Genomic DNA, 23975 nt, shown 5'->3' with positions numbered 1-23975 from the left:
CGAATTGCCGTGAAGTTTTCCCTCAACTACAGTTAAGAGGAGAAGTTCATAAGAGCTTGAAGGAGACACCATGTCCGACTCGCAGGCCAGGAAACCATCTCGCCGCGGATTCATGTTCGGTGCCGCCGCTGCCGGCGCCGCGACCGCAGCGGTGGTCACGCTTCCCAAGTCTCCCCTCGCGGAGACGCCCCTCGCCGAAGTGGAGCCGCCCAAGCCCGCAGCCGGCGGTGGCTATCGCGTGACCGAACACGTCAAGCGCTACTACAAGACCACGCTCGTCTAACTCGCTGGAGAGTTCCATGTTGCTGACCAAGAAGACGGGTGGCACCCAGGCTGCCCCGCGCTCGCCGTTCGTGCACAGCCTGCAGCGCGGCCTGTCCTCGGCGCTGCCCACGATGGACCGCCGCGCCTTCCTGCGCCGGTCCGGCCTCGGCGTCGGGGTGGGCATTGCCGCTTCCTCGCTCACGCTGGTGAAGAAGGCGAAGGCCGCGGACGGCAAGGGCCCGGCGATCGGCGACGGCAACGTCGTCGTCCGGCGCACCGTCTGCACCCACTGCTCCGTCGGCTGCGCCATCGACGCAGTGGTGGAAAACGGCGTGTGGGTGCGCCAGGAGCCGGTGTTCGACTCGCCGATCAACCTCGGCGCCCACTGCGCCAAGGGTGCGGCCATCCGCGAGCATGGCCACGGCGAGTTCCGCCTGCGCTACCCGATGAAGCTGGTCAACGGCAAGTACCAGCGCATCTCCTGGGACCAGGCGCTCGACGAGATCAGCGCCCGCCTGCAGGACCTGCGCAAGGCCAGCGGCCCCGAGTCCGTGTTCTGGATCGGCTCGTCCAAGCACTCGAACGAGCAGTCGTACCTGATGCGCAAGTTCGTGAGCCTCTGGGGCAGCAACAACTGCGACCACCAGGCCCGCATCTGCCACTCCACCACGGTGTCCGGCGTCGCCAACACCTGGGGCTACGGGGCGATGACCAACTCGTACAACGACCTGCAGAACAGCAAGGCGGCCCTGTACATCGGCTCCAACGCCGCCGAGGCGCACCCGGTCTCCATGCTGCACATGCTGCATGCCAAGGAGAACGGCACCAAGCTGATCGTGTGCGACCCGCGCTTCACCCGCACGGCCGCCAAGGCGGACCAGTACATCCGCTTCCGCTCCGGCGGCGACATCCCGCTGCTGTTCGGCATCCTGCACCACATCTTCAAGAACGGCTGGGAAGACAAGAAGTACATCAACGACCGCGTCTACGGGATGGACAAGGTCCGCGAGGACGTGCTGGCCAAGTGGACGCCCGACAAGGTGATGGAAGCGTGCGGCGTGCCGGAAGAGCAGGTCTTCAAGGCCGCCCAGACCCTGGCGATGAACCGGCCTTCCACCATCGTGTGGTGCATGGGCCAGACGCAGCACTCCATCGGCAACGCGATGGTCCGTGCCTCCTGCATCGTGCAGCTGGCGCTGGGCAACATCGGCGTGCCGGGCGGCGGCGCCAACATCTTCCGCGGCCACGACAACGTGCAGGGTGCCACCGACATCGGCCCCAACCCCGACTCGCTGCCCGGCTACTACGGCGTCGCCGAAGGCGCGTGGAAGCACTACGCCACGGTGTGGGGCGTCGACTACGAATGGCTCAAGGGCCGCTTCCAGAACATGACGATGATGACCAAGCCGGGCATCACCGTCTCGCGCTGGATCGACGGCGTGCTGGAGAAGAACGAGCTGATCGACCAGGATCCCAACCTGCGCGGCGTCGTCTACTGGGGCCATGCGCCGAACTCGCAGACGCGCGGCCTGGAAATGAAGCGCGCGATGGACAAGCTGGACCTGCTGGTCGTCGTCGACCCGTACCCGTCCGCCACCGCCGCCATGGCGGCCATGCCCGGCGACCCGAAGGACTTGAACGCCAACCGCGCGGTCTACCTGCTGCCGGCGGCCACGCAGCTCGAGACCAGCGGCTCGGTGACGGCCTCCAACCGGTCGCTGCAGTGGCGCGAGAAGGTGATCGAGCCGCTGTGGGAAAGCCGCACCGACCACATGATCATGTACCAGCTGGCGCAGAAGCTCGGCTTCGGGCAGGAACTGGTCAAGAACTACAAGATGCAGAAGGTCAAGGGCATGGACGAACCCGTGCCGGAAGACATCCTGCGGGAAGTCAACAAGTCCAACTGGACCATCGGCTACACGGGCCAGAGCCCCGAGCGCCTGAAGGCGCACATGAAGCTGATGGGGCAATTCGACGTCAAGACGCTCAAGGCCAAGGGCAGCGCCAAGGACCCGACCACCGGCTACGACATCGAGGGCGACTACTACGGCCTGCCGTGGCCCTGCTACGGGACGCCTGAACTCAAGCACCCGGGTTCGCCCAACCTGTACCAGACCTCGCGCCACGTGATGGACGGCGGCGGCTGCTTCCGCGCCAACTTCGGCGTCGAGAAGGACGGCGTCAACCTGCTGGCCGAGGACGGCTCGGCGCCGCTCGGCAGCGAGATCCAGACCGGTTATCCCGAGATCGACCACCTCTTCTTCAAGAAGCTGGGGTGGTGGGATGAACTCACGCCGACGGAACGCGCCGCGGCCGAGGGCAAGAACTGGAAGACCGACCTCTCCGGCGGCCTCATCCGGGTGGCGATGAAGAACCACGGCGTGTATCCGTTCGGCAATGCCAAGGCGCGCGCGGTGGTGTGGAACTTCCCCGATCCGATCCCGCAGCACCGGGAACCGATCTACAGCACGCGGCCGGACCTGGTCGCCAAGTACCCGACGCACGACGACAAGAAGGCCTTCTGGCGGCTGCCCACGCTGTACAAGTCGCTGCAGCAGAAGAACATCGCCGACAAGCTGCCCGAGAAGTACCCGCTGATCCTGAGCTCGGGCCGCCTGACCGAATACGAAGGCGGTGGCGACGAGACGCGTTCGAACCCGTGGCTGGCCGAACTGCAGCAGGAAGCCTTCGTCGAGATCAACCCGCAGACGGCCACTTCGCGCGGCATCAAGCAGGGCGACCGCGTCTGGCTGCGCACGCCCACGGGCGCGCAGCTGAACGTGATGGCGCTGGTCACGGAGCGCGTCGGGCCCGACACGGTGTGGATGCCGTTCCACTTCGCCGGCCGCTGGCAGGGCAACGACATGCTGGCGTACTACCCGAACGGGGCAGCCCCCGTGGTCCGCGGCGAGGCGGTGAACACCGCCACCACCTACGGCTACGACAGCGTCACCATGATGCAAGAGACCAAGACGACGATCTGCGACGTGCAGCGCGCGTGAAGACGAGGAGACCACGATGGCAAGAATGAAATTCATCTGTGACTCCGAGCGTTGCATCGAGTGCAACAGCTGCGTCACGGCCTGCAAGAACGAGCACGAGGTGCCCTGGGGCGTCAACCGCCGCCGCGTGGTCACCTTGAACGACGGCGTGCCGGGCGAGCGTTCGATCTCGGTGGCGTGCATGCACTGCTCCGACGCGCCCTGCATGGCGGTGTGCCCGGTCAACTGCTTCTACCGCTCCGAGGAAGGCGTGGTGCTGCACGACAAGGACACCTGCATCGGCTGCGGCTATTGCAGCTATGCCTGCCCCTTCGGCGCGCCGCAGTTCCCGGCCGCCGGCACCTTCGGCGTGCGCGGCAAGATGGACAAGTGCACCTTCTGCGCCGGCGGCCCCGAGGCCAACGGCTCGCAGGCGGAGTTCGAGAAGTACGGCCGCAACCGGCTGGCCGAGGGCAAGCTGCCCGCCTGCGCCGAGATGTGCTCGACCAAGGCGCTGCTGGCCGGCGACGGCGACGTGGTGGCGGACATCTTCCGCAACCGCGTGCTCAAGCGCGGCAAGGGCGCGGAAGTGTGGGGCTGGGGCACCGCCTACGGCTCCAAGCAGGCCGGCCAACCGAACGGAGCCAAGTCGTGACCAGAACCTTCCTCCTCCTGTCGCTTGCCGCGCTGGCCGTGGCCGGTTGCGCCGAGCGCGAGCAGACCGCCTCCGGCATCAAGAGCGATACCGCGCCCTTCAGCGGCACCAACAAGCAGCCGCCGTTCACGGCCGTGGGTTGGAAGCCGGGCGACCGCGCCAACTGGGAGCAGCAACTCAAGACGCGCACCGTCAATGGGCAGAACGACTATGTCAAGGTTCCTTGATGTCCTCGCCGCGGGCGCGCTGACGCTGGCGCTGGCCAGCGGCGCCCTCGCCCAGTCCACCACCTCCACGCCGGCCGGCAGCGGCTCCACGGCGACGCCGGGCGGCGGTGCGCCGGCGGCGAACAAGGTGGTGCCGGACGACATCCCGCCCGGCCAGGGCGCGGGCGTCCCCGGCATCCAGGGCCAGAACATCTTCGACGTGAAGCCCGAGGTGAAGCGCGACGCTTCCTCCGAAGCGGGCTACATGGAGCAGAACAACGGCCAGCGCAACGCCGTCCAGCCAGGCAACAACGCGCCGATGTGGCGCGGCGTGCAGGCCGGCCGCCAGGGCTACTCGAGCCTGCCCATGAGCCAGGCGCCGGAAGCGGGCGTGCTGATCCAGGAGCCGGTGCAGTACCCGGGTTCGCGCATGACCACCGCCGGCCAGGCCTGGCGGGAGACGCGCAACAACTGGATCCTTCCCTACGGCGGCTCGCTGCTGCTGATCGTGGCGGTGGCGCTGGCGATCTTCTACTTCGTCAAGGGGCCCCTGGGCCATTCGACGGTGGACAGCGGCCCGATGCGCATCGAGCGCTTCACGCCCTTCGAACGCGCGGCGCACTGGGTGAACGCCATCGCCTTCGTGGTGCTCGGCATCTCCGGCATCATCATGGCGTTCGGCAAGTTCTTCCTGCTGCCGGTGGTCGGGCTCACGCTGTTCGGCTATTTCACCTACCTCCTGAAGAACCTGCACAACTTCTTCGGCCCGCTGTTCGCCGTCTCGCTGGCGGTGATCATCGTCACCTTCATCCGGGACAACTTCCCGCAGAAGGGCGACCTGCGCTGGCTGCTGCGGCTGGGTGGGCTGCTGAGCGGCAACGAACTGCCCTCGCACCGCTTCAACGCGATGGAGAAGGTGGTGTTCTGGGTCGGCACGCTGCTGCTGGGCGTGATCGTCGTCGGCTCCGGGCTGGTGATGGACAAGCTGATCCCCAACCTGCTGTACGACCGCCAGACCATGCAGGTGACCAACATGGTCCACGCCACCGCCGCCGCGCTGATGCTGGTCGTACTGTTCGTGCACATCTACGTCGGTACCGTCGGTTTCAAGGGCGCCTACACCGCCATGCGCCACGGCTACGTCAACGAACCCTGGGCGCAGGAACACCACGCCTACTGGTACGAGGACATCAGGGCCGGCAAGATCCCGGTGCAGCGCAGCAAGCCGCTGGTCGTCGTGGACGACACGCAGACCGTGCGCACAGTCTGAGGAGCGACAACAACATGATCCGTCTGACGATGACCGCCATCGCGCTGGCCGTGGCCGGCACGGCCCTGGCCAAGCTGCCGGCCCCGGACGAGGCCGCCAAGGCCAAGGCCGCGGAAGCCGCCGCAAAGTCGGCCTGGCAGGGCAAGGTCGATGCCTTCAAGCTGTGCCAGGTGCAGAACCAGATCGCCGCGAAGTACAAGTCGAGCCACCCGGAACCGAAGCAAGCAACTGCAGCCGCCCCGGGCGCCGCCGGGATGACGCCGACGGCCGCCGCACCAGGGGCGCCGGCGGCCGCCACCGCGACGCCTGCACCCACGACCACGGCGGCGGCGGCGCCAGCGCCAGCCAAGCCGCCCACCCCCACGGCCGCTTCGGCCTCGCAGGGTGGCAGCACGCCGGTCGCCACCGTCGCCGCGCCGAACGCCGTCACCATCCCGCCTTGCGGCGACCCGGGCCCCTTCGCCTACGCCCCGCCGGAGCAGAAGCCGCTGGAAACCTCGGGCGCCCATTCGCCCGCGGCCACCGCGACCAGCCCGCCGAGCGTGCGGGCCGAGTCGGGCACCATGACCTCCGGCAAGACCGGCGGCACGCCCAAGCAGTAGACGCGCGCCCACGGTTCCAAGGCCAGCCCCCGCGGCTGGCCTTTGTGTTTGCGGTAGCCTCCGGGCCATGACCCGCCCCGTGCTCACCGAAGCCCGCGCGCCGCTCACGCGCAGCGTGCGGACCGTCAACGAATTCGGCGAGGAGGAGAGCCTCTCCATCCCCGCGGAGCGCGACCTCACGCTGTACGTCGACCGGCGCGAGCTGGTCACGCTCATGACGCTGGGCGCGCATCCCGAATGGCTGGTGCTCGGCTACCTGCGCAACCAGCGCCTGGTCGACTCGCCGGATGCCATCGAATCGGTGACGGTGGACTGGGAGGTGAACGCCGCCGCCGTCAAGACCCACGCGGGCATCGAACGCATCGAGGAACGCACGGCGCACCGCGTGGTCACCACCGGCTGCGGGCAGGGCAGCGTGTTCGGCCACATGATGGAGGAAATCGACAGCGCCCCGCTGCCCGAAGCGCGCATCACGCAGGCGCAGCTTTACGGCATCGTGAACGCGATCCGGCTGCAGGAAAGCACGTACAAGTCCGCCGGCTCGGTGCACGGCTGCGCGCTCTTTCGCGGCGAGGAGATGCTGCTGTTCGTGGAGGATGTCGGCCGCCACAACGCGATCGACACCATCGCCGGCTGGATGTGGCTGCGCGAACAGGAGGCGCCGCTCGCGCCGACGGCCGACGAGCCGCTGGTGTTCTACACCACCGGGCGCCTCACCAGCGAGATGGTGATCAAGTCGGCGCAGATGGGCGTGGCCGTGGTCGTCTCGCGCAGCGGCATCACGCAGATGGGCTACGAGATCGCCGAGCGCATCGGCCTGTGCGCGATCGGGCGCGCGACCAACCGCCGCTTCCTCTGCTACACGACACCGGAGCGCCTGGTGCTGCAGCCGGAGCTGGCCGGCACCCGCCTGCGCGCCGCGCAGTGACGGAAGTGCCGGCGCGCTTTGGCATGATGCGGCCATGAACGACACCATCCCCGAGCGGCCCAGCCTGCGCGGCTGGCTGCGCGAGGGGCTGCGGGCCGCCTTCCTGCGCCGCCCGCGCATGGGCAGCGCGCAGGTGCGACCGCGCGAACTGCTGCTGCTCGTGCTGCTGTCCACCGGCGTCGAGATCGTCCTGGGCCGCTTCGAAATCGACGGCCCGGCCCAATTCAGCGTGCGGGCCTGGCTCGCGCCCTTCTGGTCGGTCGCCGCCATGCTGGCGCTCCTGTGGCCGCTGCTCGCCCTGCGTCCGGGTGACGGCGAGGCGCGGCAGCCGGGCGCCGCCAGCTGGCTGGCGCTCTGGCTGGTGGCAGCCCTGGTGCCCGGCACCGTCTCGCAGGCCCTGGGGATCGCCCAGGCGCAAGGCGTGCTGCCGCAGGCGCTGGCCGGCTCGGCCCTGTTCGCATGGGGCAGCTATGTGCTGCTCTGGGCCTGGTCGCTGGCGATCGCGGTGGTGCTCGCGCGCAGTTTCGGGCTGCACCGGCGGCGGCTGGTGGCCCTGCTTGCCGGCCTGGTCCTGATCTTCGCCGTCACGGCCTGGCAGTTTCCGGAGCGGCCCTGGGAGGTTCCGCAATCGGCCTCGATGGACGAAGCGCCGAAGCTGGCGTTGACGCAGGAGAGCTTCGAGATCCAGCAGTCGGTGTTCGAGCGTGCGGTGGAGTCGCTGGCGCCCCAGCGCCCGGGCGTGACCGACGTCTACGGCCTGGTCTTCGCGCCCTACGCGGCCGAAGACGTGTTCCTGAACGAAAGCACGCTGGTCGCCGACGTCCTGGCGCAGCGCTTCGACGCCCGCGGCCGCGTGCTGCAGCTCGTGAACCACGTCGACACCGTCGGATCGCTGCCCTGGGCCACGCCGATCAACCTGAAGCGCGCGATCGACGCCATCGCCCGGCGCATGGACCGCGAGCACGACCTGCTGGTGGTCTACCTCACTTCGCACGCCGCGCGCGACTTCCAGCTCGCCGCCGCGCATCCGCCCCTGAGCGTCGACGCGATCAGCCCCGGCGAGCTGCGCGTGGCGCTCGACGAAGCGGGCATCCGCAACCGCGTGATCGCGGTCTCCGCCTGCTACTCCGGCGGCTGGCTCGGTCCGCTGGCGAGCAACACCACGCTGGTGATGACGGCGGCGGACGCGGACCACACCTCGTATGGCTGCGGCCGCCTGTCCGAGCTCACGTTCTTCGGCCGCGCCCTGTTCGACGAGCAGCTGCGTCGCACGCACTCCTTCGAGCAGGCCTTTGCCGCCGCCGTGCCGGTGATCCGCCAGCGCGAGCAGGAGGCGGGCAAGCCGGACGGCTTTTCCAACCCCCAGATCAGCGTCGGCGAGGGCCTCAAGCCCCTGCTGAAGGACCTGGCGTCGCGGCTGGAGTCGGGGCCGCCTGCAGCGCGTCCCTGACGCAACGAAACCCGGGATAGAACACGTGGCATTCCATTCGGCCTGGTCCCTCGGCTGGCGCACGCTGTGGCGCGACCTGCGCGGCGGGGAACTGCGCCTGCTGATCGTCGCCGTCACCCTCGCGGTGGCGGCGCTCACCGCGGTGGGCTTCTTCGCCGATCGGCTCCAGCGCGGCCTCGAGCGCGATGCGCGCCAGCTCCTGGGCGGCGACGCGGTGGTGGTGAGCGACCAGCCCACCCCGGCGGCGTTCGAGCAGCAGGCGCGCAGCCTCGGCCTGCGCAGCGTCACCACCCTGGTGTTCCCCTCGATGGCGCGTGCGCCCGACGCCAAGGGCGGCGCCAGCCGGCTGGTGGCGCTGAAGGCGGTGCCCACCGGCTATCCGCTGCGCGGCCACCTGCAGGTGGCGCAGGATGCGGAAGGGCCGGGACGCGCCACCAGCGAGGTCCCGCAGCGCGGCGAGGCCTGGGTCGACGCTGCCTTGCTCGAGTCGCTGGGCCTGGTCGTCGGCGATCCGCTGTTGCTCGGGGACGCGCAGTTGCGCATCTCCCGCGTCATCACGCTGGAGCCGGACCGCGGCGCCGGCTTCCTGAGCTTCGCGCCGCGGGCGATGATCCATGTGGACGACCTGCCGGCCACGCGGCTCGTGCAGCCGGCCAGCCGGATCACCTGGCGCTTCGCCGTCGCCGGCGAGGATCCCCGCGCGGTGGCGCGCTTTTCGCAGTGGGCGCAGGCGCAGGCGCAGGGTCCCGAGGTGCGGGGCGTGCGGGTCGAGTCGCTGGAAGGGGGCCGGCCGGAAATGCGGCAGACGCTGGACCGGGCGGAAAAATTCCTGAACCTGGTCGCCTTGCTGGCGGCGCTCCTGAGCGCGGTGGCCGTGGCGCTGGCGGCGCGCGGCTTCGCCAGCCGGCACCTGGACGACTGCGCCATGCTGCGCGTGCTGGGCCAGAGCCAGCGCACCATCGCCGGCAGCTACGCCTTCGAATTCACGCTGGTGGGGCTGTTCGCCAGCGGGCTGGGCGTGGCGCTCGGCTTCGCGGTGCACTTCGTGTTCGTCGCGCTGCTGGGCGGGCTGGTGGAAAGCCGGCTGCCGGCCCCGGGCGTGTGGCCGGTGCTGTTCGGCCTCGGCATGGGGCTCACGCTGCTGTTCGCCTTCGGGCTGCCGCCGGTGCTGCAGCTCGCGCAGGTGCCGGCGCTGCGCGTGATCCGCCGCGATGTGGGCAACCTCAAGCCGGCGTCCTTGCTGGTGCTCGGGATCGGCGTCGCCGGCTTCGCCGCGCTGCTGCTGGCCGCGAGCAGCGACGTGAAGCTGGGAGGCATCGCCGTGGGCGGCTTCGCCGGCGCGGTGCTGGTGTTCGCCGGCCTGAGCTGGCTGGCGGTGCAGCTGTTGCGGCGCGTCGTGAACGAGGCGACGGCGCCGCGCTGGCTGGTGCTGGCCACGCGCCAGATCGGCGCGCGTCCGGCCTACGCGGTGGTCCAGAGCAGCGCGCTCGCCGTGGGCCTGCTCGCGCTCGTGCTGCTGGTGCTGCTGCGCACGGACCTGATCGCGAGCTGGCGCCAGGCGACGCCGGCGGACGCGCCGAACCGCTTCGTCATCAACGTGATGCCGGAGCAGAGCGAGGCCTTCCTCGCGCGCCTGCGCGGCGCGGGCGTGCAGCGCCTGGACTGGTATCCCATGTTCCGCGGCCGGCTGGTGGCGGTGAACGGACGCGCGGTCGCGCCCGACGACTTCACCGACGACCGGGCGCGCCGGCTCGTGGACCGCGAATTCAACCTCTCCTTCGCCGTGCAGCAGCCGGACCACAACCAGGTGGTCGCCGGGAAGTGGGTGCCGGAGGAGAAGGATGCGATCAGCGTGGAGGAGGGCCTGGCCACCACGCTGGGCCTGCGACTGGGCGACACGCTGCGCTTCGACGTGGCGGGCACCACCAGCGAGGCGCGCATCACCTCGCTGCGCAAGGTGGACTGGGGCTCGATGCGGGCGAATTTCTTCGTCATGTACCCGGTGAGCGCCTTGCCCGACATGCCGGTCACCTACATGGGCGCCTTCCGCGCGCCCGAGCGCAAGGGCTTCGACAACGCGCTGGTGCGCGAATTCCCGAACATCACGGACGTGGACATGACGGCCACGCTGAACCAGGTGCAGGGCGTCGTGGACCAGGTGATCCGCGCGGTGGAATTCCTCTTCGGGTTCACGCTGGCCGCCGGCGTGGTGGTGCTGTTCGCCGCGGTGACGGCGACGCGCGAGGAACGCGCCCGCGAATTCGCGATCATGCGAGCGGTCGGCGCCCGCAGTTCGCTGCTGCGGCAGGTGCAGCGGGCGGAGCTGGTGGGGATCGGGCTGCTGGCGGGCTTCCTGGCCAGCGTCGTGGCCTCCGTCGTGGGCTGGGCGCTGGCGAAGTACGCCTTCGACTTCGCGTGGACGGCGTCGCCCTTCGTGCCCCTGGTCGGGGCGGTGGCGGGCGCCGTGCTGGCGCTGGCGGCCGGCTGGTGGGGCCTGCGCGAGGTGCTGGGCCGCCCGGTGGTGGAGACCTTGCGGCGGGCGGCCGAATAGCGTCTTTGGGAGAATCTCCGCCATGGAGATTCAAGACAAGCCGCCGTACGCGACGCCTTACGAGTGGATCGGCGGCGAGGAGAAGATCCAGGCCCTGGTCGACCGCTTCTACGACCTGATGGACCTGGAGGCCAAGTACGCCGAACTGCGCGCTGCCCACGGCACCGAGCTGGAACGGGCGCGCCAGCATCTGTTCTGGTACCTGTGCGGCTGGCTGGGCGGGCCGCAGCATTACACCGACCGCGTCGGCCACCCCCGGCTGCGGATGCGGCACATGCCCTTCACCATCGGCACGGTCGAACGGGACCAGTGGCTCGCCTGCATGGACCAGGCGATGAGCGAAACCGGCGTTCCGCCGGACCTGCGGGAGCGCCTGCGCCACTCTTTCTTCCAGACAGCTGACTGGATGCGCAATACGCCCGGTTGAGCTGGCAGGCCCGGCCTTATCATGGTCGGGTCAATGGGAAGGAGGTTCAGCGTGGTGTCAGCAACCTGGATCGTCGTGGCGGCCCTGGCCGCCCTGGTCGTGTGGATCGTGGCCGCATTCAACGCGCTGGTGCAGCGGCGCAACCGCATCGCCAACGCCTACGCGCAGATCGACGTGCAGCTCAAGCGCCGCTACGACCTGATTCCCAACCTGGTGGAAGTGGCCAAGCGCTACCTCACCCATGAAGCTTCGACGCTGGAGGCGGTGGCCCGCGCCCGCGGTGCGGCGGTGACCGCAGCGGCCGCCGCGCGGGCGCGTCCGACCGATGCCGCCGTGGTGACGGTGCTCGCGGCCGCCGAACGCGACCTGGGCGGCAGCATGGGCCGCCTGATGGCGGTGGCGGAGGCCTATCCGGAACTCAAGGCCGATGCCACCATGCAGTCGCTGAGCGAGGAACTCACGTCCACCGAGAACCGCATCGGCTTCGCCCGCCAGGCGTACAACGACGAAGTGCTGGCGTACAACGATGCGGCCATGCAGTTCCCGACCCTGGTCGCGGCCCGGCTCTTCGGCTTCGCGCCGGCCGCCATGATGCAGTCGACCCAGAACGCCCAGGAGCGCGAGGCGCCCCGCCTGGCCTTCTGAGCCAACGCGCCGTGCGCTTCTTCGAGCAGCAGGACGCCGCCCGCGGAGAGACGCTGCGGCTGCTGTTCCTGTTCGCCCTCGCCGTGACGGCGACGGTGATCGGCGTGCACCTGGCCCTGGTGCTGTGCTGGGGGCTGCTGAAGCTGTTCTCGCCGTTCCCGCTCGATTTCCCTCGCCTGTTCTTCACGGTCAACGTCGGCGTCACGCTGTTGCTGGTGCTGGGCGGCTGGTGGATCGAGACCTCCAGCCTGCAGATGGCGGGCGGCGCCGAGCGGCTGGCCCGCCGCGTCGGTGCGCGCGAGGCGCGCCCCGCCACCTCGCAGGCGGAACAGCGCCTGTGCAACATCGTCGACGAGGTCTGCATCGCCGCCAACATGCCGCGACCCATGGTGATGGTGATGCCGCGGCACGAGGCGATCAATGCCTTCGCCGCCGGCTGGGACGAGGACGACGCGGTGGTGGCGGTCACGCAGGGCGCACTCGACCTGCTCACGCGCGAGGAACTGCAGGGCCTGGTGGCCCACGAGTGCAGCCACATCCACGAAGGCGACAGCCGCCTGAACATGCAGCTGGCCGGCATGGTCTCCGGGCTGGAGCTGGTGTGGGGTTTCGGCGACGTGGTCCGCGAGCGCGGCGGCGTGGCCGTGCTGTTCGGCAACGCCATCATGGCCATCGGCTCGGTCGGCTGGTGGGCCGGGCGCGCCCTGCAGGCCTCGGTGGCGCGCCAGCGCGAATTCCTCGCCGACGCGCGAGCCGTGCAGTGGACCCGCAGCCGCGACGGCCTGGGCGGCGTGCTGCGCAAGGCGATGACGCAGAAGGCGCAGGCGGACCGGATGCGGGCCGACCCGCCCTGGCCGGTCTCGGTGCAGCACCTGCTGCTGCTGGCGCGCCTGACCGAACGCGGCGGCTGGTTCGACGCCCATCCGCCGCTCGCGCTGCGCGTGCAGCGCCTCTACGGCCGGCCCATGCCGCCGCTGCCGCTGAAGGAGACGGGCGCCACCGAAGTCACGTGGGTTTGAGCAGGACGACCACGGCGCCGGCCCCGCCCTCGTCGCCGCGCGCCTGCACGAAGGCCAGCACCTCGTTCTTCTGCACCAGCCAGCTGTGCACCTTGCCCTTGAGGACGGGCGTCTTGCCCGGCGAGCCCAGGCCCTTGCCGTGCACCACGCGCACGCAGCGCAGCCCCTGGCGCACCGCTTCGCGCAGGAAGCTGGCCAGCGCCTCGCGGGCGTCGTCGGTGCGCAGGCCGTGCAGGTCGATCTCCGACTGGATGCTCCACTCGCCGCGGCGCAGCTTGCGCGCCACGTCGATGCCGATGCCGGGGCGGCGGAAGCTCAGGGCGTCGTCCACTTCGAGCAGGGTGGAGGCATCGAATTCGTCGCTGATCGACTCCTTGAGCACGCGCTGGTCATCGAGCTGGCGCTGGGCGGCGATGGGGGCGACCGGCTCGGGCGGGTGATGCACGCGGCCATGCGTGCGCAGCTTCTGCACCGGCCCGGCGGCGCGCTGGAACAGGTTGCGGTCGGCGTCGAGGCGCTTTTGCGCCTCCGCCCGGGTCGCGGCTTCCTCGCGCGCGAGGCGCTCGCGCTCCGCGATCTGGGCGCGGATGTGGTGCAGGTCCTGCAGCGACTTCGTTTTCAAATCAATCCTTTTTCCGCCATGGAAAGCGCCTGTCCCGGCGCCACGATGACGTGATCGAGCACGCGCACGTCGACCAGGGCGAGGGCGGCCTTGAGCGTCTGCGTGAGCGCTTCGTCGGCGCGCGAGGGCTGCACCGTGCCGCTCGGGTGATTGTGGGCCAGCACCACGGCGGCGGCGTGGTGCTGCAGCGATTTCAGGACGACTTCGCGCGGGTACACGCTGGTCTGAGTCAGCGTGCCGCGGAAGAGTTCTTCCATCGCGATCAGGCGGTTCTGCGCATCGAGGAACAAGGCCGCAAACACCTCGTGGGGACGCCGCGCCAGGTGCAGCTGCAGGTAATTCTTCACGGCCTCCGGCGAGCCGAACACCTCGCGGGCGCGCAACTGCTCGCAGACGGCGCGGCGCGCGAGCTCCAGCACGGCGATCAGTTCCGAGCGCTTGGCGGTGCCGCCCAGGCCATGGACCTTGCGCAGTTCCTCGCTGCCGGCGTGCAGCAGGCCGGCCAGCCCGCCGAAGCGCAGCAGGACGTCCTCCGCCATGTTCAGGACGCCGCGGCCGGCGGTGCCCGTGCGCAGCAGCAGCGCGAGCAGCTCGGTGTCGCTCAGGGCGGCGGCCCCGCGCGCCAGCAGCTTCTCGCGCGGGCGCGCGTCCGCCGGGAGGTCTTTGAGCGCCATCATCGTGCCCCTGGTCCCGACTTCCTAGAATGGAGGGCCAGTTTATCGGGACTTCCATGGCCTCCTCCCTGCCCCGGGTGCAACCGGGCTCCTTCCTCACGCTGCACTACCGGCTCGCGGGCCCCGACGGCGACATCATCAACACCTTCGAGGGCAAGCCCTCGACGCTGACGCTGGGCAACAGCGAGCTTTCGCCCGCCATCGAGCAGCGCCTGCTGGGGCTGGAAGAGGGGACCCGCACGCGATTCGAGATCCCCGCGGGCGAAGCCTTCGGAGAGCGCAACCCGGAGATGGTGCGCTGGATCGCACGCAAGCTGCTGGTGCAAGTGGGCGACCCGAACGTGAAATATTCCGTGGGTGACGTGGTGAAATTTCCCACTCCGGGCGGCGGCGGCCAGTATGCCGGGGCGGTGAAGGAGCTCGGTGCGGACGCCGACGGCGACGGCCACCCGGACGAGGTCCTCCTGGACTTCAACCACCCGCTCGCGGGCCAGCCTGTCACCTTCGAGGTGCAGCTGATCGGGGTGATCTGACGTGGCCGCTCCCCAGGAAATCCTGCTGGCCGAACCGCGCGGCTTCTGCGCCGGCGTCGACCGCGCCATCGAGATCGTCGAGCGGGCGCTGGCCCGCTTCGGCGCGCCGATCTACGTGCGCCACGAGATCGTGCACAACACCTTCGTCGTCAACGACCTGAAGTCCAAGGGCGCGATCTTCATCGAGGACCTCGACGAGGTTCCCCCCGGTGCCACCCTGGTCTTCTCCGCCCACGGCGTGAGCAAGGCGGTGCAGGCCGAAGCGGCTGCGCGCGGCTTCCACGTCTTCGACGCCACCTGCCCGCTGGTGAGCAAGGTCCACATCGAAGTGGCGAAGCTGGCCAGGGAGGGCTACGAGTTCATCATGATCGGCCACAAGGGCCACCCCGAAGTGGAGGGCACGATGGGGCAGCTCGATCACGGCATCCACCTGGTGGAGGACGTGGCCGGCGTCGCGCAGGTGCAGCCGGGCCAGACCGAGCGGCTGGCAGTGGTCACGCAGACCACGCTCTCGGTGGACGACGCCGCGGAGATCATGGCCGCCATCAAGGCGCGCTTCCCGGCCATCCGCCAGCCCAAGCAGCAGGACATCTGCTATGCCACGCAGAACCGGCAGGACGCGGTCAAGATGCTCTCGCGCGAGGTGGACGTGATGATCGTGGTGGGCAGCCCCACCAGTTCCAACAGCAACCGGCTGGCGGAGCTTGCGCGCAAGCTGGGCGTGCCCAGCTACATGGTCGACCACGCCGACGAGCTGAAGGCCGAATGGCTGCAAGGCAAGACGCGCGTGGGCCTCACGGCAGGCGCCTCCGCGCCCGAAGTGCTGGTCGAACACGTCATCGAACGGATCAAGGAGCTCGGCGCGGTGGCGGTGCGCAAGATGGACGGCATCGTGGAGACGGTGAAGTTCCCGCTGCCCAAGGGCCTGAAGCAGTAATCGCCGCTACAGTGCGGCGCATGGACAGGCACGCCATCGAACTGGCCGCCGCGCGCCTGCGCGACGACGGCCGCCGCTTCATCCGCCGCACGCCCCTGTGGCCGCTTCCGGGCGCCGCGCTCGGCGTCGACTGCCGCGAGGTCTGGCTCAAGCTCGAACACCTGCAGGTCTCCGGCAGCTTCAAGGCGCGCGGCATGTACAACCGCCTGCTCGCGCATCCCATCCCCGCCAGCGGCGTGATCGTCGCGTCGGGCGGCAACGCCGGCATCGCCACGGCCGCGGCGGCGCGCGCGCTGGGCGTGAAGTGCGAGGTGTTCGTGCCCACCGTGAGCAGCGCGGCCAAGCAGCGCAAGCTGCGCGAGCTCGGTGCGGATGTCGTCGTGACGGGCGCCGCCTACGCCGACGCCCTGGAGGCGTGCCTCGCGCGCCAGCGCGAGACCGGGGCCTTGCTCACGCACGCCTATGACCAGCCGGAGGTGGTCGCCGGTGCGGGCACCCTCGCGCTGGAGATGGAGGAGCAGGGCGGCCGCACGCCGGAGGCCGTGCTGGTGAGCGTGGGCGGCGGCGGCCTGATCGCTGGCATCGCGGCCTGGTTCGAGCAGCGCAGCCGCGTGATCGCCCTGGAACCCGAGCTCGCGCCAACGCTGTACCGCGCGCGGCAGGCCGGCGCGCCGGTCGATGTGGCGGTCAGTGGCATCGCGGCCGACTCGCTCGGCGCCAGGCGCATCGGCGCGATCGCGTGGGACGTGGCGGCGCGCCATGTCGCGGACGCGGTGTTGCTGCCGGAGGAGGCGATCCGGGCGGCGCAGCTCGCGCTGTGGAAGGAGTTCAAGCTGGCGGTGGAGCCGGCCGCGGCGCTGGGGCTGGCGGCGTTGCAGACGCGGGCGTATGTGCCGCGCCAGGGCGAGACGGTGGCGCTGATCGTCTGCGGCGCGAACCTGGATCCGGGGACGCTGTCGTAATCCGGGCGCTGTCGTCATCCGGGCGCTCTCGTGGCTGGGACCAATGGTACGCAGGGCGCCGAATAAAATGCGCCGATGCTCGACGTCAACCTGCTCCGCAAAGACCTCAACACGGTGATCGCACGCCTGCAGGCGCGCAAGTCGCCGCAGCCCTACCTCGACGTCGAAGCCTTCCAGAAGCTCGAGGCCGAACGCAAGACCATCCAGACCCGCACCGAGGAACTGCAGGCCAGGCGCAACCAGCTGTCCAAGCAGATCGGCCAGCTCAAGTCCAAGGGGCAGTCGGCCGACGCGGTGATGGCCGAAGTGGCGCAGCTCAAGGTGGAACTGGACCGGTCGGCGGCCCGCCTGGACAAGATCCAGCCGGAGCTGCAGGGCCTGCTGCTCGCCGTTCCCAACCTGCCGCACGAGAGCGTGCCGGTGGGCGCCGACGAACACGCCAACGTGGAAGTGCGCCGCTGGGGCACGCCGCGCAGCTTCGACTTCCAGGTCAAGGACCACGTCGACATCGGCGAGCCGCTCGGCCTGGACTTCGGCACCGGCGTGAAGCTCGCCGGCGCCCGCTTCACGGTGATGAAGGGGCAGATCGCGCGCCTGCACCGGGCGCTCGCGCAGTTCATGCTCGACACGCAGACGCAGGAGCACGGCTACACCGAGTGCTACACGCCCTACATCGCCAACGAGGCGACGTTGCGCGGCACCGGCCAGTTGCCCAAGTTCGAGGGCGACCTGTTCGCGGTGAGCAAGGGCGGACAGGAAGGCCTGGCCGACGAGGAGCAGCAGGCGCTGTACCTGATCCCCACCAGCGAGGTGACGCTGACCAACTTCGTTCGCGACGAGGTGCTGGCGGAGTCGCAACTGCCGCTGAAGCTCACCGCGCACACCCCCTGTTTCCGCTCCGAGGCCGGCAGCGCCGGGCGCGACACGCGGGGCATGATCCGGCAGCACCAGTTCGACAAGGTCGAAATGGTGCAGATCGTGCATCCCGAGAAGAGCTATGAGGCGCTGGAGCAGATGACCGGGCACGCCGAGGCGGTCCTGCAGAAGCTAGGCCTGCCGTACCGCGTCGTGCTCCTGTGCAGCGGCGACATGGGCTTCGGCGCTGCCAAGACCTACGACCTGGAGGTCTGGCTGCCGGCGCAGGACACGTACCGCGAGATCAGCTCGGTCTCCAACTGCGAGGCCTTCCAGGCGCGGCGGCTGCAGGCGCGCTTCAAGAATGCGCAGGGCAAGAACGAGCTGGTGCACACGCTCAACGGCTCGGGGCTGGCCGTCGGCCGCACGCTGGTGGCGATCCTGGAGAACTGCCAGAACGCGGACGGCAGCGTGACCGTGCCCGAGGTGCTGCGGCCGTACCTGGGTGGCCTGGAACGGCTGGCGCGCTGAGCGCGCGGGGCGAAGCGCGGCGGGATCAGCCGACAAGGCTCAGCGGCAGCCGCCTACACATCCGTCCTGGTGGGCTTGCCCATCATGCAGCCTCGCGGGCCGCGGCCCGCACAGCTGTAGGAAAGGAGCCCGCACATGGCCAAGTTCTTCATCAAGGCGGCATTGACCGCTTCCACCCTGGTCCTCGCTTCGCAGGCGATGGCCCAGATCGTCCTGTATGAGCGGGAGGGATTCCGCGGGCATTCCGTCGTGGTCAATGGCGAGATGCGCAACCTCGAGCGTCGCGCACTGGGCGACACCGCGGCTTCGGTGGTGGTCGAGCGCGGCCGCTGGGAGGTGTGCGAGCGGCCGCGCTACCAGGGTCGCTGCGCCGTGCTGCGCCGGGGCAACTACCCCGACCTGCGCGGCACCGGACTGCAATGGAACATCGCGTCGATCCGCCCCGCGCGCGAAGGCCGTCGCTACGACTTCGAACCGCAGGCCGCTGCGGGCGGCGACTACGCCTATCGCCGGCGCGCCAGCGAGCGCACGCAGGAAGTCCCGATCCGGGACGTGCGGGCGATCATGGGCGCCGGCAGCCAGCGTTGCTGGGTGGAACGGCAGGCCGTCCCGGCCGCGAACGCGAACAGCAATGTGGGCGGCGCCCTGCTCGGCGCGGTCGTCGGCGGCATCCTGGGCCACCAGGTGGGCGCCGGCAGCGGCAGGGATGCGGCCACCGGTGTCGGTGCGATCGCCGGCGCCGCGGTGGGCAACAACGTCGGGCGCGGTGGCGCGCCGGGCTATGCGACCCAGGACGTCCAGCGCTGCGAGACGGTGCAAGGCGCGCCGGCGTACTACGAGGTGACGTACAACTTCCGCGGCACCCCGCACACCGTGCAGATGAGCGCGCCGCCGGCAGGAAGCACGATCATCGTCAACGAGCGGGGCGAGCCGCGGATGTAGCCAGCAGCCGGTCGGTTCGCGCGGTGGTGCTAAAATCGCCGGCTTCGCACCACGCGAACCGAAATCAGGAGCGGTGGCAGAGTGGTCGAATGCGCCGGACTCGAAATCCGGTATACGGTTTCACCGTATCGAGGGTTCGAATCCCTCCTGCTCCGCCAGGACCTCTTCCCAAGGGGTCCACCTAAGTCCCAGAAAGCAGCAGAAAGCCTTGAGAAATCAAGGCTTTTTGTCTTTTCGGCGATCTCCACGAACTCGAAGATGGACGCCTGGAGCGGTTCCGAGTCGACGATGCGCGGTGCTCACGGAGCGGACCGAGCATGTCAGTGCGCTTGTGTCGGCGCTTTCCGAGCAGGCGTTACGGCCGTTCGTGCTGCATGGCCGCCTGTCCAAGAAGCAGCGCGGTGCCCTGATGGCGGAATTGGAGGCCTTGGCGCCCGATGCGCCCCGCGTTCTGCTGGCGACCGGCAAGCTCGTGGGAGAAGGCTTCGACCATCCTCCGCTCGACACCTTGATCCTTGCCATGCCCGTTTCGTGGAAGGGCACGCTGCAGCAGTACGCCGGCCGTGCATCGCGAGCACGCGGGGAAGTCGGGCGTACGGATCATCGACTTCGTCGATTCAGGTCACCCGGTGTTGTTGCGGATGTGGGAGAAGCGGCGGCGCGGCTACCGCGCGACACGCAGGTGGTGCTGCACGAACTGGTCGTCGATGCGACGAACCACGTGCCAAAAAGCGCGGTAACGGCATCTTGCGGCGGGAAGTGTGGGTGGACGAAACCGGGAAGGTGACGCGGTACAACCTGGCCTACATCCATCACGGAATCTGCGGTGTGGACAACGGACGCGTCGTCGGCTATGACAATGCCCATGGCTTTCACCACAGGCATGTCATGGGGCAGGTCGAGCCCATCGAGTTCCTGAGCTACGAGGACATTGAAGAGCGGTTCGAGCTGGACTACCTTGCGATGAGGGAATGACGATGAAGAAGGTGACGATTGGACTGGGCGATGAGAACGACTTTTTTGAACGAGGTCGCCGGATCGCCAAGGCCGCCGATGCCGGCGAACACATTCCCGAAGAAGCGCTGGTGACGTTCGGCGACCCGGCGGAGCTCGTTCGCGCTCTGACGCCAAGCAGGCTGGCGCTTGTCGCAGCCGTCAAGGAGCGTCCGGACTCCATTCAGGGAATCGCCGACCGGCTTCACCGTGATCGCAGCGCGGTGCGCCGCGACCTCCAGGCATTGATCGATGCCGGCATCGTGCTGGTCGAAAGCCGCGTGCTGCCCGGGCACGGAGTCATGAAATTCTTGCAGGTTCCAGGCAAGAAGGTGGTGCTCCAGGCTGTTCTATGAGAGAGGGCAGCATCCTTCTTTATCAACGCTGAAATTAACGGTATCAGCGCGCAGTCAGGGTGTGACAGTCCGAGCGATCTTGCGGACCTTACGGCCTTCATGCGCCATTTTTACCGTCGTAAATTCCGGGCTGCCGTTGGCCGACGCGAGGATTTCGTTTTGGTGACCGGCACTAGGCGCTGCGCGCGCTCAGCGTGAGTCGGCTTCACCGACCGGCTGGACAAGCTGATCGGGAACGGTGTGCTGGCATGAAGCTGCGGCGCCCCGCTGAGGATCACGGCGGCTGAGCCGCTTCAGGCGACGCTTCATCCGGCGTGGAGCTTGTCTGACACTGCCGCGCGCCCGGCGGGAACAGACTCGGGCCATGAAGACCCGCAGACTCCGCGCCGCGGCAGCGCCAATTGCCGCCAGCCTCGCCCTTCTCTGCACGGCGCTCGCAGCCCAGCAGCCAGGCATGCCCGTCGGCGTCGGACCCCAGCCGCAGCTGCCGGCGCCGCACAAGGACGGATTCATTCCGAACGTCCACATCGCGCCCGCCGAAGGATGGCCGCAGGGCGCGGCTCCCACCGCGCCGGCGGGCTTCCGCGTCACGGCGTTCGCGACCGGCCTCGACCATCCGCGCAACCTGTACACGCTGCCGAACGGCGACGTGCTGGTCGCCGAGAGCAACCGGCCGCCGCCGCTGAACGGCGAGAAGGACAAGATGGCGCAGGGGATCCGCGGCAAGGGCATGAAGGTGGTGCAGAAGCGCGCCGGCGCGGGCACCCCGAGCCCGAACCGCATCATCCTGCTGCGCGACGCGGACGGCGACGGCATCGCCGAAACGCGAAGCGAATTCATGTCCGGCCTGTTCTCGCCCTTCGGCATGGTGCTGGTGGGCGACCAGTTGTACATCGCCGATGCGGACGCCGTCGTGAAGGTCCCCTACCAGGCGGGCCAGACCAGCATCACCGCCAAACCCGTCAAGGTGGCGGACCTGCCGGCCGGTGCGAACCACCACTGGACCAAGAACATCGTCGCGTCGCCCGACGGCACGAAGCTGTATGCATCGGTCGGATCCAACAGCAACATCGGCGACAACGGCATGGCTTCCGAGCAGGGTCGCGCGGCGATCTGGGAGATCGACCTCGCGACCGGTCAGAAGCGCCTCTATGCCTCGGGTTTGCGCAACCCGACGGCCCTGGCCTGGGAGCCGCAGACGAAAGCCTTGTGGGTGGTCGCGAACGAGCGCGACGAACTGGGCAACGACCTCGTGCCCGATTACCTCACCTCCGTGAAGGACGGTGCCTTCTACGGCTGGCCGTGGAGCTACTGGGGCCAGCACGTCGATGCGCGCGTGAAGCCGAAGAACCCGCAGATGGTCGCGAAGGCGATCGCGCCGGACTACGGGCTGGGCTCGCATGTGGCGCCGCTCGGGCTTGCGTTCTCCGACGCGCGCATGCCGCCGAACTACGCGAGCGGCGCGTTCATCGGCGAGCACGGCTCGTGGAACCGCAAGCCGCGTGCGGGCTACCAGGTGGCCTTCGTGCCGTTCTCGGGTGGAAAGCCGTCGGGCCCGCCGGTGGAATTCCTCGGCGGCTTCCTGTCGAAGGACGGCAAGGCCTACGGTCGTCCGGTGGGCGTGGCGATCGACGGCAAGGGCGCGCTGATGGTCGCCGACGACGTCGGCAATGCGGTCTGGCGGGTGGCGGCCGGGGGGTGACGTCGCGGCGCGACCCTTCAGCAGCAGCCGTGGAATGAAGCCTGCGCCCCTGCTCCTGACAGCGTTGCTCGCTGCTTGCGGCGGCGGGGGCGACGAGGGCGCGGGCGGCGGCGCCGTGAATGCCCCTGGGCCGCGCGCCTTCACGCTCGTGACCTCGGTGGCCGCCTCGGGCCTGGACCAACCGATGTTCGCCACTGCGCCCGCCGGCGATGCGCGTCTCTTCGTGGTCGAGCGCCCGGGCCGCATCGTCATCGTGCAAGGCGGCACCCGATCGGGCACGCCCTTCCTGGACATCTCCGCCCGGGTCGGGACGACGGGCGAAGGCGGGCTGCTCTCGATGGCCTTCGATCCGCAGTACGCCCTCAACGGCTTTTTCTTCGTCTACTTCACCGAGCCCACCGGCGACATCGCGATCGAACGCTTTCGTGTTTCGGCTGGCAATCCGGACCTCGCGGATCCGGCGCCGCTGCGCATCCTGACGATTCCCCACCGCGCGTTCTCCAACCACAAGGGGGGACTGGTCCGGTTCGGGCCCGATGGCTTCCTGTATCTCGGGACCGGCGATGGCGGTGGTGGCGGCGATCCGCTGGGCAACGCGCAGGACCTGGACTCCCTGCTGGGCAAGCTCCTGCGCATCGACGTGCGGAATTCCAGCGCGGCGGCACCCTACGCGATTCCATCCGCCAATCCCTTCGTGGGGCAGCCGAACCGGCGCGGCGAGATCTGGGCGTACGGACTGCGCAATCCGTGGCGCTACGCGTTCGATGCTCCGACCGGTCGCCTCTACATCGCCGATGTCGGGCAGGATCGCATCGAGGAGGTCGACGTCAACCCCGCCGACAGCGCAGGGCTCAACTACGGCTGGAATGTCATGGAAGGTTCGTCCTGCTTGGGCGCGACCCCCTGCAACAGGACAGGGATCACCTTGCCGGTGCTGGAGTATGCGCACGACGCGAACGGCGGATGTTCGATCACCGGCGGCTTCGTCTACCGCGGAAGCGCCATCCCGGAGATCCAGGGCCGGTATTTCTATTCCGACCTTTGCAGCGGCTGGCTGCGCAGCTTCGTGTTCAGCGGCGGCGTCGCCACCGATCCCCGGCAATTCATCGCCAGCATGGGGACGGTCATCTCCTTCGGCGAGGACGGGCAGAAGGAGTTGTACGTGCTGACGGACGCAGGACAGGTGCTGCGCATCGACCGGGAGTTCCGCTAGCAAGCGGTCGCGCGGCGCGCGGCGGTGTCGTCACAGGTGAGCTCGCACGTTGCCCTGTGCGTATCGGCTGACATGCGCGTGAGGCGAAGGCGCGTCCTGCAACCTGTGCCGAGGCCTTACCGTTGGGGCTTCCAACCACGGAAGGAACAGTGATGAACGAGCGCAAGCCAATTGCATCCGACAGTGACAAGCATCCGGCGGCCAAGGGAGCCGTCGCCGGCGGGGTCGTCGGTGGGGTCGCGGGCGGAGCAGCTGCAGGTGCGGCCGTCGGCGGCATGACCGGACCGGTCGGCGCGGCGGTGGGTGCCGCTGTCGGTGCCGCGGTGGGCGCCATCGCCGGCCGCAGGAAAGCGGACCCGGCGCTGGAAGACGCCTACTGGCGCGACAACTATTCGACCCGGCCCTATGTCACCAGCGGCGCCAAGTACGACGACTACGGCCCCGCCTACCGGTATGGCGTGGACGCGTACTCGCGCTATCCGGATCGCTCCTATGACGAAGTCGAGCCCGAACTGAGCCGCGACTGGAACAGCGCCCGCGGCAGCTCGTCGCTCGAATGGGAGCGCGCGAAGCACGCCACGCGCGATGCCTGGCATCGTGCGGGCAACGCGGTCGAGCGCGCCGTCCCCGGCGACTCGGACCACGACGGCCGCTGAC

General features: G+C 69.3%; 25 protein-coding genes and 1 tRNA gene. 24 read left to right on the top strand and 2 right to left on the bottom strand.

Annotation, left to right across the window (positions count from 1 at the left end; translation table 11 throughout):
• The first annotated feature begins 70 nt into the window (after window positions 1-70).
• From JI746_RS14305 to JI746_RS14250, 12 genes are all read left to right on the top strand, one after another.
• The gene (locus JI746_RS14305; protein ID WP_201690340.1) at window positions 71-283 is read left to right on the top strand and encodes a twin-arginine translocation signal domain-containing protein; all 213 of its coding nucleotides are present in this window, start codon (window positions 71-73) and stop codon (window positions 281-283) included.
• Between the two features lie 16 nt (window positions 284-299).
• Window positions 300-3266, top strand: a complete 2967-nt coding sequence (locus tag JI746_RS14300) for a formate dehydrogenase subunit alpha (RefSeq protein ID WP_201690339.1) — start codon at window positions 300-302, stop codon at window positions 3264-3266.
• 16 nt (window positions 3267-3282) lie between these two features.
• A complete protein-coding gene (fdh3B, locus tag JI746_RS14295; RefSeq protein ID WP_201690338.1) occupies window positions 3283-3900 on the top strand; it encodes a formate dehydrogenase FDH3 subunit beta in 618 nt (205 codons plus the stop codon).
• Window positions 3897-4127 (top strand): hypothetical protein, encoded by a 231-nt coding sequence (locus JI746_RS14290; protein WP_201690337.1) that lies wholly within the window; start codon window positions 3897-3899, stop codon window positions 4125-4127. The genes fdh3B and JI746_RS14290 overlap by 4 nt, the downstream gene beginning before the upstream one ends.
• The gene (locus tag JI746_RS14285; RefSeq protein ID WP_201690336.1) at window positions 4111-5376 is read left to right on the top strand and encodes a formate dehydrogenase subunit gamma; all 1266 of its coding nucleotides are present in this window, start codon (window positions 4111-4113) and stop codon (window positions 5374-5376) included. The genes JI746_RS14290 and JI746_RS14285 overlap by 17 nt, the downstream gene beginning before the upstream one ends.
• 14 nt (window positions 5377-5390) lie before the next feature.
• On the top strand, window positions 5391-5978 hold the full coding sequence (locus tag JI746_RS14280; RefSeq protein WP_201690335.1) for a hypothetical protein: 588 nt from the start codon (window positions 5391-5393) through the stop codon (window positions 5976-5978).
• A 67-nt stretch (window positions 5979-6045) separates the two neighbouring features.
• A complete protein-coding gene (locus JI746_RS14275) occupies window positions 6046-6906 on the top strand; it encodes a formate dehydrogenase accessory sulfurtransferase FdhD (RefSeq protein ID WP_201690333.1) in 861 nt (286 codons plus the stop codon).
• A gap of 34 nt (window positions 6907-6940) precedes the next feature.
• Entirely contained in the window at window positions 6941-8356 is a 1416-nt protein-coding gene (locus tag JI746_RS14270) for a C13 family peptidase (protein WP_201690331.1), read from the top strand.
• 25 nt (window positions 8357-8381) lie between these two features.
• A complete protein-coding gene (locus JI746_RS14265; protein ID WP_201690329.1) occupies window positions 8382-10907 on the top strand; it encodes an ABC transporter permease in 2526 nt (841 codons plus the stop codon).
• A gap of 22 nt (window positions 10908-10929) precedes the next feature.
• Complete coding sequence (locus JI746_RS14260) at window positions 10930-11334, top strand: group II truncated hemoglobin (RefSeq protein ID WP_201690327.1); 405 nt, start codon at window positions 10930-10932, stop codon at window positions 11332-11334.
• A gap of 54 nt (window positions 11335-11388) precedes the next feature.
• The gene (locus JI746_RS14255) at window positions 11389-11979 is read left to right on the top strand and encodes a LemA family protein (protein ID WP_408004103.1); all 591 of its coding nucleotides are present in this window, start codon (window positions 11389-11391) and stop codon (window positions 11977-11979) included.
• A gap of 11 nt (window positions 11980-11990) precedes the next feature.
• Window positions 11991-12998: a M48 family metalloprotease gene (locus tag JI746_RS14250; protein WP_201690325.1), complete on the top strand. Its 1008-nt coding sequence runs from the start codon at window positions 11991-11993 to the stop codon at window positions 12996-12998.
• Here the strand turns inward: JI746_RS14250 and JI746_RS14245 are convergent.
• Window positions 12985-13620 (bottom strand): Smr/MutS family protein, encoded by a 636-nt coding sequence (locus tag JI746_RS14245; RefSeq protein ID WP_201690324.1) that lies wholly within the window; start codon window positions 13618-13620, stop codon window positions 12985-12987. The genes JI746_RS14250 and JI746_RS14245 overlap by 14 nt on opposite strands.
• Window positions 13617-14294: a RadC family protein gene (radC, locus tag JI746_RS14240; protein ID WP_201690461.1), complete on the bottom strand. Its 678-nt coding sequence runs from the start codon at window positions 14292-14294 to the stop codon at window positions 13617-13619. Before radC ends, JI746_RS14245 begins: the two co-directional genes overlap by 4 nt.
• Window positions 14295-14350: 56 nt before the next feature.
• On the opposite strand from radC, the gene JI746_RS14235 reads away from it, so the two are divergent.
• The 12 genes from JI746_RS14235 to JI746_RS14180 all read left to right on the top strand — a co-directional run bounded on the left by JI746_RS14235 (window position 14351) and on the right by JI746_RS14180 (window position 23974).
• On the top strand, window positions 14351-14827 hold the full coding sequence (locus JI746_RS14235; protein WP_236599828.1) for an FKBP-type peptidyl-prolyl cis-trans isomerase: 477 nt from the start codon (window positions 14351-14353) through the stop codon (window positions 14825-14827).
• Between the two features lies 1 nt (window position 14828).
• The gene (gene ispH, locus JI746_RS14230) at window positions 14829-15764 is read left to right on the top strand and encodes a 4-hydroxy-3-methylbut-2-enyl diphosphate reductase (RefSeq protein WP_201690322.1); all 936 of its coding nucleotides are present in this window, start codon (window positions 14829-14831) and stop codon (window positions 15762-15764) included.
• A 20-nt stretch (window positions 15765-15784) separates the two neighbouring features.
• Window positions 15785-16726, top strand: coding sequence for a threonine/serine dehydratase (locus tag JI746_RS14225; RefSeq protein ID WP_201690321.1), 942 nt, complete (start codon window positions 15785-15787; stop codon window positions 16724-16726).
• Between the two features lie 75 nt (window positions 16727-16801).
• Complete coding sequence (gene serS / locus JI746_RS14220; protein ID WP_201690320.1) at window positions 16802-18112, top strand: serine--tRNA ligase; 1311 nt, start codon at window positions 16802-16804, stop codon at window positions 18110-18112.
• A 135-nt stretch (window positions 18113-18247) separates the two neighbouring features.
• On the top strand, window positions 18248-19054 hold the full coding sequence (locus tag JI746_RS14215; protein ID WP_201690319.1) for a beta/gamma crystallin-related protein: 807 nt from the start codon (window positions 18248-18250) through the stop codon (window positions 19052-19054).
• Window positions 19055-19121: 67 nt separating this feature from the next.
• Window positions 19122-19212: transfer RNA gene (locus JI746_RS14210), tRNA-Ser, on the top strand.
• A gap of 137 nt (window positions 19213-19349) precedes the next feature.
• Window positions 19350-19841 (top strand): helicase-related protein, encoded by a 492-nt coding sequence (locus tag JI746_RS14205; RefSeq protein WP_330893007.1) that lies wholly within the window; start codon window positions 19350-19352, stop codon window positions 19839-19841.
• Entirely contained in the window at window positions 19820-20029 is a 210-nt protein-coding gene (locus JI746_RS14200; protein ID WP_330893006.1) for a DUF6516 family protein, read from the top strand. The genes JI746_RS14205 and JI746_RS14200 overlap by 22 nt, the downstream gene beginning before the upstream one ends.
• The gene (locus JI746_RS14195) at window positions 20026-20403 is read left to right on the top strand and encodes an HVO_A0114 family putative DNA-binding protein (RefSeq protein WP_201690317.1); all 378 of its coding nucleotides are present in this window, start codon (window positions 20026-20028) and stop codon (window positions 20401-20403) included. The genes JI746_RS14200 and JI746_RS14195 overlap by 4 nt, the downstream gene beginning before the upstream one ends.
• Window positions 20404-20767: 364 nt before the next feature.
• The gene (locus JI746_RS14190; RefSeq protein WP_201690315.1) at window positions 20768-22105 is read left to right on the top strand and encodes a PQQ-dependent sugar dehydrogenase; all 1338 of its coding nucleotides are present in this window, start codon (window positions 20768-20770) and stop codon (window positions 22103-22105) included.
• 34 nt (window positions 22106-22139) lie between these two features.
• On the top strand, window positions 22140-23318 hold the full coding sequence (locus JI746_RS14185) for a PQQ-dependent sugar dehydrogenase (protein WP_236599826.1): 1179 nt from the start codon (window positions 22140-22142) through the stop codon (window positions 23316-23318).
• A 152-nt stretch (window positions 23319-23470) separates the two neighbouring features.
• Window positions 23471-23974: a hypothetical protein gene (locus JI746_RS14180; RefSeq protein ID WP_201690313.1), complete on the top strand. Its 504-nt coding sequence runs from the start codon at window positions 23471-23473 to the stop codon at window positions 23972-23974.
• The last annotated feature ends 1 nt before the right edge of the window (window position 23975 follow it).

The sequence above is a fragment of the Ramlibacter alkalitolerans genome (genome assembly GCF_016722765.1).
Classification (GTDB): domain Bacteria; phylum Pseudomonadota; class Gammaproteobacteria; order Burkholderiales; family Burkholderiaceae_C; genus Ramlibacter; species Ramlibacter alkalitolerans.
This window is presented reverse-complemented; position numbering and strand designations above follow the sequence as displayed.